General features: G+C 73.7%; 10 protein-coding genes. 6 read left to right on the forward strand and 4 right to left on the reverse strand.

Annotation, left to right across the window (positions count from 1 at the left end):
* Positions 1–161: 161 nt before the first annotated feature.
* On the reverse strand, positions 162–1,496 hold the full coding sequence (locus ACYC1Z_RS11430) for an AMP-binding protein (protein WP_461409653.1): 1,335 nt from the start codon (positions 1,494–1,496) through the stop codon (positions 162–164).
* 148 nt (positions 1,497–1,644) lie between these two features.
* Here ACYC1Z_RS11430 and ACYC1Z_RS11435 point away from each other — a divergent pair, with 148 nt between their 5' ends.
* Positions 1,645–2,691, forward strand: coding sequence for a DUF3048 domain-containing protein (locus ACYC1Z_RS11435; RefSeq protein ID WP_461409654.1), 1,047 nt, complete (start codon positions 1,645–1,647; stop codon positions 2,689–2,691).
* On the opposite strand, the gene ACYC1Z_RS11440 is transcribed toward ACYC1Z_RS11435, so the two are convergent.
* From ACYC1Z_RS11440 to ACYC1Z_RS11450, 3 genes are all read right to left on the reverse strand, one after another.
* Positions 2,682–2,966 (reverse strand): hypothetical protein, encoded by a 285-nt coding sequence (locus ACYC1Z_RS11440; RefSeq protein ID WP_461409655.1) that lies wholly within the window; start codon positions 2,964–2,966, stop codon positions 2,682–2,684. The two genes, ACYC1Z_RS11435 and ACYC1Z_RS11440, sit on opposite strands and share 10 nt — an antisense overlap.
* A gap of 304 nt (positions 2,967–3,270) precedes the next feature.
* Positions 3,271–4,239 (reverse strand): 1,4-dihydroxy-2-naphthoyl-CoA synthase, encoded by a 969-nt coding sequence (locus tag ACYC1Z_RS11445; protein WP_461409656.1) that lies wholly within the window; start codon positions 4,237–4,239, stop codon positions 3,271–3,273.
* A gap of 89 nt (positions 4,240–4,328) precedes the next feature.
* Positions 4,329–6,002 carry an HNH endonuclease signature motif containing protein gene (locus ACYC1Z_RS11450; protein ID WP_461409657.1) on the reverse strand — a complete coding sequence of 558 codons (1,674 nt, stop codon included), beginning with the start codon at positions 6,000–6,002 and terminating at the stop codon, positions 4,329–4,331.
* 141 nt (positions 6,003–6,143) lie between these two features.
* Here ACYC1Z_RS11450 and ACYC1Z_RS11455 point away from each other — a divergent pair, with 141 nt between their 5' ends.
* The 5 genes from ACYC1Z_RS11455 (at position 6,144) to ACYC1Z_RS11475 (ending at position 11,665) form a co-directional block, all read left to right on the forward strand.
* Positions 6,144–6,467: a DMT family transporter gene (locus ACYC1Z_RS11455; protein WP_461409658.1), complete on the forward strand. Its 324-nt coding sequence runs from the start codon at positions 6,144–6,146 to the stop codon at positions 6,465–6,467.
* Complete coding sequence (locus ACYC1Z_RS11460; RefSeq protein ID WP_461409659.1) at positions 6,464–7,171, forward strand: TetR/AcrR family transcriptional regulator; 708 nt, start codon at positions 6,464–6,466, stop codon at positions 7,169–7,171. Before ACYC1Z_RS11455 ends, ACYC1Z_RS11460 begins: the two co-directional genes overlap by 4 nt.
* The gene (locus ACYC1Z_RS11465) at positions 7,168–8,157 is read left to right on the forward strand and encodes an o-succinylbenzoate synthase (RefSeq protein ID WP_461409660.1); all 990 of its coding nucleotides are present in this window, start codon (positions 7,168–7,170) and stop codon (positions 8,155–8,157) included. Before ACYC1Z_RS11460 ends, ACYC1Z_RS11465 begins: the two co-directional genes overlap by 4 nt.
* Positions 8,154–10,121: a 2-succinyl-5-enolpyruvyl-6-hydroxy-3-cyclohexene-1-carboxylic-acid synthase gene (gene menD / locus ACYC1Z_RS11470; protein ID WP_461409661.1), complete on the forward strand. Its 1,968-nt coding sequence runs from the start codon at positions 8,154–8,156 to the stop codon at positions 10,119–10,121. The genes ACYC1Z_RS11465 and menD overlap by 4 nt, the downstream gene beginning before the upstream one ends.
* Before the next feature lie 62 nt (positions 10,122–10,183).
* Entirely contained in the window at positions 10,184–11,665 is a 1,482-nt protein-coding gene (locus ACYC1Z_RS11475; protein ID WP_461409662.1) for a S1C family serine protease, read from the forward strand.
* Positions 11,666–11,764 lie beyond the last annotated feature (99 nt).

Consider the following 11,764-nt stretch of genomic DNA (forward strand, 5'->3'; position numbering starts at 1 on the left):
CGGGCGCCCGGGAGCCGGGGCGCCGCCCCGGGCTCCCGCCCTGGCCCGGCGCCGCACCGCGCTCCCGCCCAGGCCCGGCGCCGCACCGCGCTCCCGCCCAGGCCCGTGGAGCGGCACGTCAGCAGCGGAGGCTCTTCTCACCCCGGGCTGTGCGGGGCCCCTCAGCCGCCGTGACGCTCCACACCAACCCGGGCGGGGCCGGCCAGCGCGGCGGCGGCGAGCCGCGCGGCCTCGATCCGGTCGACCTTCCCCGGGCCGCGCTCGGGGAGCCGGGCCATCACCACCAGGGCCCTCGGCCGGTGCGCGCCGTCGAGATGTGCGCCAGCGGGCTGGGACGTCCCGTTGCTCCCGGGGCAGGCGCCGACGGCGGCACGGATGTCGGCCAGGGTCGGCGTCGCCGCGCCGGGGGTGGGTACGACGACGGCGGTGACCAGCGCACCCCACTCGGGGTCCGGCACCCCCACGACCACGGCCTCGGCGACACCCGGCAGCTCGGCCAGCGCCCGCTCGACAGCCCCCGGGGAGACCTTGACACCGCCGGAGTTGATGAGGTCGTCGATGCGGCCGAGGACGCTGAGGCGGTCGGGTCCGTCCCCGCGGGCGTCCAGCCGGCCCCGGTCGGCCGTGTACAGCCAGCGCACGCCGTCGACGACCCGGAACACGGCGGCGTCGGCGGCGTCGTCGTCGAGATAGGCGCTCGCGAGGACGGGGCCCCCGATCGCCACCCGGTCGTCGTCGAGGATGCGCAGCCGCACGCCGTCGAGCGCGACGCCGTCGTACACGCAGCCGCCGCCCGTCTCGGTCATGCCGTAGGTAGTCACCACGGGTAGGCCCAGGTCGCGGGCGCGTTCCAACGTGCTCGGCGCGGACGCGGCCCCGCCCACGAGGATGGCGGCGAGCCGGCGGAGCGGTTCGGCCGCCCGCTCACCGGCTTCCAGCACCCGGAGGAGCTGGGTGGGCACCAGGGAGAGGTAGCCGGGAATGTCCTCGCGCATCGTGGTGGCGGCCTCCGCGAGCGCCGTCGCGTCGAAGCCGCCGCTCGTGTCCAGCACGACGGGCCGGGTCCCGGCGAGTGCCGAGCGCACCAGTACCTGCACCCCGGCGACGTGGTGCGCCGGGACCGCAAGCAGCCACTGTCCCGGACCGGCCAGGCGCTTCTCGGTCGCCCGCGCCGAGGCGGTCAGGGCGGCAGCGCCGAGCGCGACCAGGTGACCCCGGCCCGTCGTCGAGCCGGAGGTCTGCAGCACCATCGCGGTCGCGCCGGGTACCGGCCGGCGCGACCGCGCCGAGAGCTCGGCGACGACGTCGGACCCGCGGCGACCCGGGGCGTGCGGGACCAGCACGCCGGGCGCATCCTCGACCACCGTGGCACGGACGGCGCCCAGCAGGGTGGCGACGTCGCCGGGCCGGGTCCCGCCGACGAGCGGCACCAGCCGCCGGTGGGAGGTCGCGCCGTCGGGCGAAGGGCCGACGCGCGGGGACAATGGCGGGGTCACCGATCAAGGGTAGGTCGTTCGTTACGCTGCCCTCGTTCCGATCTCAGAGAGCAGGGCCACGATGCGACAGCTGACCACCCACCCGCAGGCACGGGGACGTGCCGGACATGCGAAGGTTCGTCCGCGGCGCCGAGCCTTGGTGCCGGTGGTGGCCGCCGCTCTGGCGCTCGTGCTCGCCGCGTGCTCCCCGTCCGCCCCCGACGAGAAGCCCACCGTGGCGCCGACGACGGCGACGACGCCGACCCCCTCGCCCACACCGACGACCCCGCCGCCGCCACCCCCGACCTGGCCTCTGACGGGGCTGCCGCGGGAGGGTGAGCTCGGTCCTGCCCTCTCCGTGAAGATCGAGAACTCCCGGCAGTCGCGCCCGCAGACCGGTCTGGAGGACGCCGACGTCGTGTGGGAGGAAATGGTCGAGGGCGGGATCACCCGCTTCAACGCCGTCTACCACTCCGTCGTGCCCGAGGTGCTCGGACCGGTCCGCTCCGCCCGTCCGATGGATGCCGCGATCTCCGCCCCGTACGGCGGGGTGATCGCGTTCTCGGGCGGCCAGCCCGCGTTCGTGGAGAAGATCCGGGCGACCGGGCTCCTGGTGCTGAGCCACGACCTGGGGAGCCCCGGCTTCTACCGCGTCCGCGACCGGCGGACGCCGCACAACGTCTTCGCCACCGGCCCCGAGCTGGTGGCGCAGGCCACCGACGGCCACACCACACCGCCGCCGGAGCAGCTTGCCTTCGCGGCCGACGTCGCCGGCTCGAGTGCCGTCGTCGCCGGCGCTCCGGCCACTGTCCTCGCCGTGGGATTCCCCTCGTCGGCGCCCGGCTGGACGTGGGACCCGGCCGCGATCGGGCACGGCGCGGGCGGCGACTGGATGCGCGACGAGAGCGGTCTCGAGCAGCTCTCCACCGACGGTGACCGGCTCGCGGCCGACAACGTCGTCGTGCTGCGCGTGCAGATCCGTTCCACCGGCACGTTCGACCCTGCGGGCAACCCGGTGCCCGAGACGATCCTCGAGGGCGAGGGTGATGCGTTGGTGGCCAGCGGCGGGAAGGTGCTGGCAGCCCGCTGGGCCAAGGGCGGTGTGTCCGAGCCGCTCCGGCTCACCGACGCCGCGGGTGCCCCGATCCTGCTGTCACCCGGGAACACCTGGATCGAGCTGGTACCGGTCGACGGTGGATCGATGCGCTACGAGTAGTCGCTGATCGCCCGGTTGTCGCCGAGCGCCCGGTAGTCGCTGATCGCCCGGCCAGGGTTCACCCGGCCGGGCGATCCCCTTCGCCGCACCACCGGCACGCGATCCCGGTCTGGCCGCACCACCCACGACCCCGGTGCATCAACCGCGGCGTCGATGGCTCGACGCACCGCGACCTCGAAACGTGCACCAACGTCGAACTCACGGTCGTCGTACCAGGCGACGTCAGCGACGAACCCGGCTCGCGTCTCCGGATGGAAGCCGAACCTGAGGGTCATGCGTTGCGCGCAGCCTGCCGTGTCGCTCGTCGCTCGTCCACGCCTCGTTGATCGACTCGTGGTCGGTCACCTCGACCGACTCCAAGAGCCACAGCGCCACGTCCTTGCGCACCGAAGGAGGTAGGGCCGAGCCTGCCTCGCAGCACTCCGATCCGCTCAGCGCCACGGCGTGCGTCGGCGCGCCGTCAACGACGCCCGCGAGCGCAGCAGGCGAGGCTCAATCACAGAGTCGACCGTCGTTCTTTCCACGTCGCTGCCACACATCGAGGTCCGACAAGCCGTTGACCCGCGGAAACAGGCCGGATCAGAAGTAGTAGGGGAAGGTCGACCAGTCGGGGTCGCGGCGCTGCAGGAACGCGTCCCGACCCTCCACCGCCTCGTCCGTCATGTAGGCGAGCCGCGTCGCCTCGCCGGCGAACACCTGCTGGCCCGCCATGCCGTCGTCGGCCATGTTGAACGCGAACTTGATCATGCGGATCGCCTGCGGTGACTTGCTCGCGATGATGCGTGCGTACTCGAGAGCGAGGGACTCGAGGTTGTCGTGGTCCGTCACCTCGTTGACCACACCCCACCGCTCGGCGTCCGTGGCGGAGTACTCGCGAGCGAGGAAGAAGATCTCCCGGGCGCGCTTGTCGCCGGCCTGGCGGGCCAGGAGTGCCGAGCCGTAGCCGCCGTCGAAGGAGCCGACGTTCGCATCGGTCTGCATGAACCGGGCATGTTGGCGCGACGCGATGGAGAGATCGCACACGACGTTGAGGCTGTGGCCCCCGCCGGCCGCCCAACCCGGGACCACCGCGATGACGACCTTCGGCATGGTCCGGATGAGGCGCTGGACCTCGAGGATGTGCAGCCGGCCGGCGCGGGCGGGGTCGATCTGCTCACGACGCTGCTCGAGTGGGGCCTCGTCGTCGGCGTCGGGCTCCTCGTACCGGTAGCCATCCCGACCCCGGATGCGCTGGTCCCCACCCGAGCAGAACGCCCAGCCGCCGTCCTTGGGGCTGGGGCCGTTCCCGGTGAGGATCACGGCGGCCACGTCGGAGGTCATGCGCGCATGGTCGAGGACGCGGTAGAGCTCGTCGACGGTGTGGGGGCGGAAGGCGTTGCGGACCTCCGGCCGGTCGAACGCGATGCGAACGACGGGGCGGTCGCGCTCGCCGTCCGCCGAGCGCTCGACGCCGCGGTGGTAGGTGAGGTCGGTGAGCTCGAAGCCCGCGACCTCCCGCCACACGTAGGGATCGAAGGTCTCGGACACGCGCGCGGGGAGGGTGCTCACGGCGATCACCCTAGATCAGCGTGCGTGGTCGCAAGGTGCACGTCGTCGAGAGGACCGCGTCGATCCTGGCGACCGGCCCCACAGCCTGATCAGAACGGGGGTGGGGCGTCGTTCGGGTCGGCCTTCGGGGGTGGCGGCGGCGGGGGCGCGTTCTCCGCGGTGAGATGGTCGATGGACGTGATGTCGCCGTCGGACTCACGCCGGTAGGCACGGCCGGTCAGGCGCGAGGTCCACTCGAAGACGCCACCGGGGAGGAGGTTGACGGTGAAGTCACCGAGCGTCTTGTGGCGGTGATCCTGGGTGCACTGGGCGGCGAGGTTCGCCAGCGAGGTGGTCCCGTCATGCTCCCAGGGGATGAGGTGGTCGAGCTCGCAGGCCCGGGCCGAGGTGGCACAACCGGGTCGCACGCAGGTGCGGTCGCGGGCGCGGATGAGGTCCGCCAGGGCGGCGGGAGGCCGGTAGCTCGTCCGGCCGACGTCCAGGACGGTGCCGGTGAGCGGGTCGGTGACGAGTCTCTTCCAGGTCCCACCCCAGGCGAGCGTCCTGGCGGTGGCGGGAGCGATCGCACCGTAGCCCTCGAGCTCACCCGGCTCCCCGCCGCCCAACAGCGTGGTCAGCGGTACGGTGACGTGCACCTGGACCGGTCGGCCGCCCTGACGGGCCAGCGGGACCCCGGGCGTGGCACCGTTGCATGTACAGCCCATGTTGCCGGTGCCCGAGGGGACGGTGGCCCCGGCGGGGGAGCCGGTGCTCCAGCCGACGCGGCCGGTTATGGCGGTGCTCGCACCGGCGAGGGTGCCGGTGGTCAGGGCGTCGACACCGATGGTGGCGAGGAGGTCGGCGCGGAGCTGGTCCATCGTCCGTGTCTCGCCGGCGACCTGCTTGGCGGCACGGGCCGCGCCGTCGAGCGCGAGATCGATCGCGATGGCGTCGGCGGCGGGCAGGATCGCGAAGATCGATGCCATCCCGTCGGCCCGGACCCTCGGGTGGCACACCCGTCGGCGCTCGGTGGCGCGACGGGCCCGCCTGTCGGCCTCGTGGGCGTCGACCGCGATCAGGGCCTGCTGGAGCTGTCGGGCCAACTCCGGGGGTGTCCACCCTCGTGCGCCGGGCAGGATCCTCTCCTCCACCGCCCAGGCCACCGGGTAGGGCACGCCGGCGAGGGCCTCGACGATGATGTCGGCCTTGACCGGGGTGATCTGACCGGACTCCAGCGACTCTCCGGTGGCCATGAGCATGCCGTTGAGCAGGCAGGCACTGCGTACGACCTTCTCCGCGCTCTGGCGGGTCATGCCCTCGGCCATCGAGAGTTCGGTCGCGACCGCGTGCCGGCCGTCCTCCCAGTGCTCGTCCTGACCCGCTTCCTTCGCCAGGTCCGCGGCCCGTTCCGCCAGCACGGCGATCGCCTCGCTGCGGCGTGCCGTCGCCCAGGAGATGACCTGGGACCACAAGGTGGACAGCTCGACGAGTTCCGAGGCACCCACAGCGGTTGGATCCACCGCGTCGAGGACGGCGGCCAGCTCCAGCCCAGCCATGCCGGCATCCGTCGTCCCGCCGCTGGCGGCGATGTCGTCCGCGGCAGTGGCGTCGGCAGCGATGTCATCCGCGGCGTCGGCAGCGGTAGTGGCGTCGCCCGCGGCGTCGGCAGCGGTAGTGGCGTCGCCCGCGGCGTCGGCAGCCTTAGTGGCGTCGCCCGCGCGGTCGAGGCCTTCGCCGTCGTGGTCCTCGTGGCCGGAGTCGTCTGGATTCGGTGTGTCGAACATGTGTATGACTCTACGATGAGCCACTGACATCGCGACCGACCCCGCTTCCGACCTGTGGAGCACGGCGACTGGGACGGCCGTACCATATGAACGAACCCGCAAGAGCGCGGGTCCCTGGAGCGTCAACCAGCGAGGAGCGTCATGGCCTGGGTCGTACTCATCCTGTCGGGCGTCCTGGAAGCGGGCTGGGCGCTCTCCCTGAAGGCGTCCGAGGGATTCAGCCGCCTGTGGCCGAGCGTCTCGTTCCTCGTCCTGGCCACGCTCAGCTTCGTCGGGCTCGCCTACGCGTTGCGTACCCTGCCGGTCGGGACCGCCTACGCCGTGTGGACCGGCATCGGGGCGAGCATCACAGCGATCGTGGGGATGGCCGTGCTCGGCGAGACGGTCTCCGTGCTCAAACTCGTCTCGCTCGTCCTCATCGTCGCGGGGATCATCGGCCTGAACCTGGCGGAGAGCGCCGCATGACAGGGGGCGCGTCGAAGGGGGAGCGACGGCGCGAGTCGATCGTGGAGGCGGCCGCCGCGATCGTCGTCGCCGAGGGTGTGCGCGGCGTGAGCCATCGGGCGGTGGCCGAGCGGGCGCGGTGCTCGCTGTCGGCGACGACGTACTACTTCTCTGGCCTCGACGACCTGCTGGGCGCGGCGGGGGAACTCCTGGCGCGACGGTGGGCGGAGCGGGCCGAGCGGGTGCGTGACTCGTTGGTAGCGCCCGGGTCGACGTTCCGCAGTCCGGCACCAGACGTGACGACGTCCGCGGCGCCGTCGACCGATTCGCATGCCTCGGCAGCCTCGGCAGCCTCGACAGTAACGGCGGCCTCGGCAGTAACGGCATCAACGGCGCTCTCGCGTGCCACGGCCCCATCGCCCGGTCCCGTGCTCGACGCGCTGCTGCCCCCGGTCGGGGAGGTGCGGGGCCACTACGAGCAACTCGTCACGGCGGGCAGCGCGCCCGCGGTGGCTCAGGCCTACCAGGCGGGCCGGAGGCGGCTCGCCGCCGCCGTCGGGGACATCCTGCGCATCCTCGGCAGCGACTGCCCGCCGGAACTCGCGATCGCCGTCGTCGACGGTGCGGTGGTGAGCGCCTTGAGCGAGGGGCGGGACGTCCGCAAGACCGCCGCTGACCTGCTGCGACGGGTGATGTCGCTGGCGCCTCCTATCCTTGCCGCATGACGACGCGCACCGCCGACCGCCCCGTGCCGCGCGTACGGGCCGTGTACTCCACGCCGTTGCGCACCCGCTTCCGCCGGATCACCGTCCGGGACGGCCTGCTCCTCCGGGGCGACGCCGGCTGGGGCGAGGTATCGCCGTTCTGGGACTACGACGCCGTCGAGTCCGCGGCCTGGCTCCGCGCCGGCATCGAGGCGGCCGACGAGGGCTGGCCGCCGCCGCTGCGTGACGACATCCCGGTGAACGTGACCGTCCCGGCGGTCGGGGCCGAGCAGGCGGCCCACATCGTGGCCACGTCCGGCGGGTGCCGGACGGCGAAGGTCAAGGTGGCCGAACCGGGTCAGTCCCTCGCCGAGGAACAGGCACGCCTGGAGGCGGTGCGCGGCGCCCTCGGTCCCAGCGGCAAGATCCGGATCGACGCCAACGGCGGGTGGGACCTCGAGACGGCGCTCGAGCGGCTCCGACACCTCGACATCGCCGCCGGGGGACTGGAGTACGTGGAGCAGCCCTGCGCCTCGGTCGCGGATCTGGCGGCCGTGCGCCGCCGCAGCTCCGTCCTGGTCGCGGCGGACGAGTCGATCAGACGTGCGCAGGACCCGCTCGCGGTGCTGAGGGCCGAGGCGGCCGACGTGGTCGTCCTCAAGGTTCAGCCGCTCGGCGGCGTCCGTGCCTGCCTCCGCCTGGCCGAGCGGGTGGGACTGCCGGTGGTGGTGAGCTCGGCCCTGGAGAGCTCGGTCGGTATCGCCGCGGGCCTGGCGCTCGCGGCCGCGCTGCCCGAACTGCCGTACGCGTGCGGGCTCGCCACCGTTCACCTCCTCGTGCGGGACACCGTCGAGGCCCCCCTCCTGCCGGTCGACGGCACCATCGCCGTCCGGCGTCCGGAGCCGACCGAGGACTCACTCGCCGTCGTCGCGGCCGACGACGCCACGACCGTCCGGTGGCACGAGCGCCTCGCGGCGATGACCGAGCACGTGTCGGTGGTCCGATGACGACCGCTCCGCGGGCCATCGGGCCATCGGCCGGCGAGCCACCCGCCGAGCCGTCGCCCGCCGAGCCATCGACGATCGAGCCGTCCACCACGACGGCGCGGACCCTGGTCACCGCGCTGGTCGCGCACGGCGTGCGGGACGTCGTCCTCGCACCCGGGTCCCGCAGTGCACCCCTCGCGTACGCCCTGCTGGCGGCCGAGCGGGTCGGCTGGATCCGGCTGCACGTCCGCATCGACGAACGGGTGGCCGGGTTCGTCGCACTGGGGCTCGCGCGCGCCGCTGCGCTCCAGGCACCCGACGGCGCGCCCTCCAGGGGCGGCACGGCCGGCGCCGACGGCGAGCCTTCTGCGACCGGCACGGCGGGCACCGGCGGCGAGCCTTCTGCGACCGGCACGACCGGCACGGCCGGTACCGACGGCGCACCGGATCGCAGCGGCAGGCCCCGACCTGTCGCGGTCGTGACGACGTCGGGGACCGCGGTGGCCAACCTGCACCCCGCCGTCCTCGAGGCGGCGCACTCCGGGTTGCCGCTCGTGGTGGTCAGTGCGGACCGGCCCCACGAGATGCGGGGCACCGGCGCCAACCAGACCACCGATCAGGTCGGCATCTTCGCCTCGGCGACCCGTTTCGCCGTCGACATCCCGGCCGGCGCAGCCGACGCCGGGCTGGAGCAGCTCGTGACCCGCGCCGTCGCGGCCGCGCTGGGGGTGCGGACCAACGACCCGGGGCCGGTCCACCTCGATGTCGGCTTCCGTGACCCCCTCGTGCCGGCGACCGAGTGGGAGCCGGGCGAGGTACCACCGCGGCGCGCCGCCATCGCCGAGGCCGGTGGTCCCGCACCCCTCGCCCTCGAGCTCGGGCCGCGCACCGTCGTCGTCGCAGGCGACGGCGCCGGTCGTGCCGCTCGAGAGGTGGCCGAGGCGGGCGGCTGGCCGCTGCTGGCGGAGCCGACGTCGGGCGCCCGGGCCGGGGCGAACGCGATCGGCGCGTACCGGCTGCTGCTCCAGGAGCCGACGCTCACGCGGGAGATCGAACGGGTCGTCGTCTTCGGCCACCCGACGCTCTCCCGGCCCGTGAGCACCCTGCTCGCCCGGGCTGACGCCCGGATCGTCGTCGTCGCCCCGCGTGGGCCGTGGACCGACGTCGCCGGTGTCGCCGTCCACGTTGCCGGGGCCGTGACGGTGGTGGCGGGGCAGGACCCGGACAGCGGCTGGCTCGAGCGGTGGCGGAACGCGGGTGCGGTGGCGCAGGGCGTCATCGACGAGATCGTCGCCGACCTCGGCCGCCCGCTCGACGGGCTGCTGCTCGCGCGGCACGTCGCCCAGGCCACCGGACGGACGGGCGACCACGCCGGCATCCTGGTCGTCGGATCCTCCAACACGGTGCGTGACCTCGACCTCGTGGCTCCGGCCTGGGACGTCGACGGTGTGCCCGTCGCGGTCGCGAACCGGGGCCTGGCCGGGATCGACGGCACCATCGGCACCGCTACCGGGCTCGCGCTCGGTACCGGGGAGGCGGTGCGCGCCGTCATGGGCGACCTGACGTTCCTCCACGACGCCGGCGCCCTGCTGCGCGGCGAGCTCGAGGACGAGGTGGACCTGCAGGTCGTGGTCCTCAACGATCACGGTGGCGGCATCTTCGCGACGCTCGAGCACGGTGCGCCGGAACGAGCCGGCCAGTTCGAGCGCATCTTCGGCACGCCCCAGTCGGCGTCGATCGCCCAGCTCGCGGCCGGCTACGGATGTCGGTACACGCTCGCCGAGGACCGCGGTGCGTTGCGCAGCGTGCTGGCCGAGCCCGTGCGAGGGCGCAGCGTCGTCGAGGTCCCCGTCGACCGGTCCGGGCTCCGTGACGAGCGGGCCCACGTCGCCGCCCGGGTGCGCGCGGCCCTCACGGCGGCGATGGCTTCGGGGTCGCCTGCCGCAACCACGGCAGCTGCCCGGCCGCTCCCAGGAAGTTCCTAGGAACCACCAAGGCACATGTCAGTCTCGGGGTGTCTCATGGGGTCATCGAGCAGGAGGACGCCATGAGTGAGAACGAGCAGCACCCCCAGAACAACCCCGGCTGGACGCCCCCGAACCGGGAGGGCCAGAGCGGATGGACGAACGGTCGCGGACCGGCGGAGCAGGGAACCGGCCATACCGCCGGAGCGCCGCACACCGCGGGTGGAGACACCCCCGACCCCTATGCGCGCAGCGCCTACGGCCAGGTACCGCTGACACCTGGCACCGATCCGTACCTCCGGAGTGCGCTGCACCCGAACGACGGCCAGCCCCCCAATGCCCAACACCCCAACGCCCAGCACGTCGGCGGTACGCGCCCCGGTCTCGCCGGTGGCCCGTACCTCGCCGCCACCTCGCCGGTGCGCAAGGAGCGCAGCCGACCGGGATGGGCTGCCCTGGTCAGTGTGGCCGCCGGAGCGGCCCTCGTCGCCTCCTTCGGGACGGCGGGCCTCACCGGCGCGTTCAGCCCCGACGCGCCCGCCGCGTCGTCGTCCACCACCCAGAGCGCCTCTTCGGCCCGCAGCAACGCCGACCCGGTGGTGACCTCGACGACGACCGACCCGGACTGGGCGAACGTCGCCGCCGCCGTCACCCCGAGCGTCGTCGCGATCGACGTCCGCACCGCGAACGGCGCCAGCGCCGGCTCCGGCGTGATCCTCGACCAGGCGGGGCACGTCCTCACCAACAACCACGTCGTCGGGGACGCCGTCGACGGCGGCATCCAGGTCACGCTCTCGGACGGGCGCATGTTCACCGCCTCGGTCGCCGGGTTGGTCCCGGCGCCCGAACTCGCCCTCCTCACGCTCGACACCCCGCCCGCCGACCTCAAGCCCGCCACGCTGGGGAACTCGGACGATGTCGTCGTCGGCGACCCGGTCGTCGCCGTCGGCAACCCCCTCGGTCTGAGTTCGACGGTGACCACCGGGATCGTCTCCGCCCTCGACCGGCCCGTCAGCACGACCGAGGCGCCGCAGGCATTCGGTCAGCGGGGCAGCACCGTCGTGACGAACGCGATCCAGGTCGACGCCGCCATCAACCCCGGCAACTCCGGTGGCCCGCTGTTCGACGCCGCCGGCCGCGTCATCGGGATCAACAGTTCGATCGCGAGCATGTCGAGCGCGAACGGATCGTCGGCCGGAAGCATCGGGCTCGGCTTCGCGATCCCCGTGAACCTGGCATCGCAGGTGGCGGACCAGCTCATCGCGAACGGGGTCGCCCAGCACGCCTTCCTGGGTGTGTCGCTGACCGACGGCACGGCCGTCGTCGGTGACATCACCCGGGCAGGGGCCGATGTCCGGCAGGTGGAGCCCGCCACCCCGGCGGCGGACGCGGGCCTGCAGGTCGGTGACGTCATCGTCGCCATCGGCGGTGACCAGGTCAACGGTGCCGAGTCGCTCACCGGCTTCGTCCGCCAGCACGCCGCCGGCGACAAGGTCACCCTGACCGTCGTCCGCGGCGGGTCCGAGGTCGAGCTCAGCGCGACGCTGGCCTCGCGCAAGGACTGACTGACCGCGACGCCGGCCCTGCGTGAGGACCGGTGCCGCCTGCACCCCCGGGCGCACCTCAGAACCGGCCGACCCCCGCCCCCGCCCCCCCCCGCGGGG

The sequence above is a fragment of the Georgenia sp. genome, from assembly GCF_054605595.1.

Excerpts from the sequence above, each read along its gene's own strand:
- ACYC1Z_RS11440 (WP_461409655.1), bottom strand. The coding sequence starts at position 2,966 with ATGACCCTCAGGTTCGGCTTCCATCCGGAGACGCGAGCCGGGTTCGTC.
- ACYC1Z_RS11460 (WP_461409659.1), top strand. The coding sequence starts at position 6,464 with ATGACAGGGGGCGCGTCGAAGGGGGAGCGACGGCGCGAGTCGATCGTG.
- ACYC1Z_RS11475 (WP_461409662.1), top strand. The coding sequence starts at position 10,184 with ATGAGTGAGAACGAGCAGCACCCCCAGAACAACCCCGGCTGGACGCCC.
- ACYC1Z_RS11455 (WP_461409658.1), top strand. The coding sequence starts at position 6,144 with ATGGCCTGGGTCGTACTCATCCTGTCGGGCGTCCTGGAAGCGGGCTGG.
- ACYC1Z_RS11465 (WP_461409660.1), top strand. The coding sequence starts at position 7,168 with ATGACGACGCGCACCGCCGACCGCCCCGTGCCGCGCGTACGGGCCGTG.
- ACYC1Z_RS11450 (WP_461409657.1), bottom strand. The coding sequence starts at position 6,002 with ATGTTCGACACACCGAATCCAGACGACTCCGGCCACGAGGACCACGAC.
- menD (WP_461409661.1), top strand. The coding sequence starts at position 8,154 with ATGACGACCGCTCCGCGGGCCATCGGGCCATCGGCCGGCGAGCCACCC.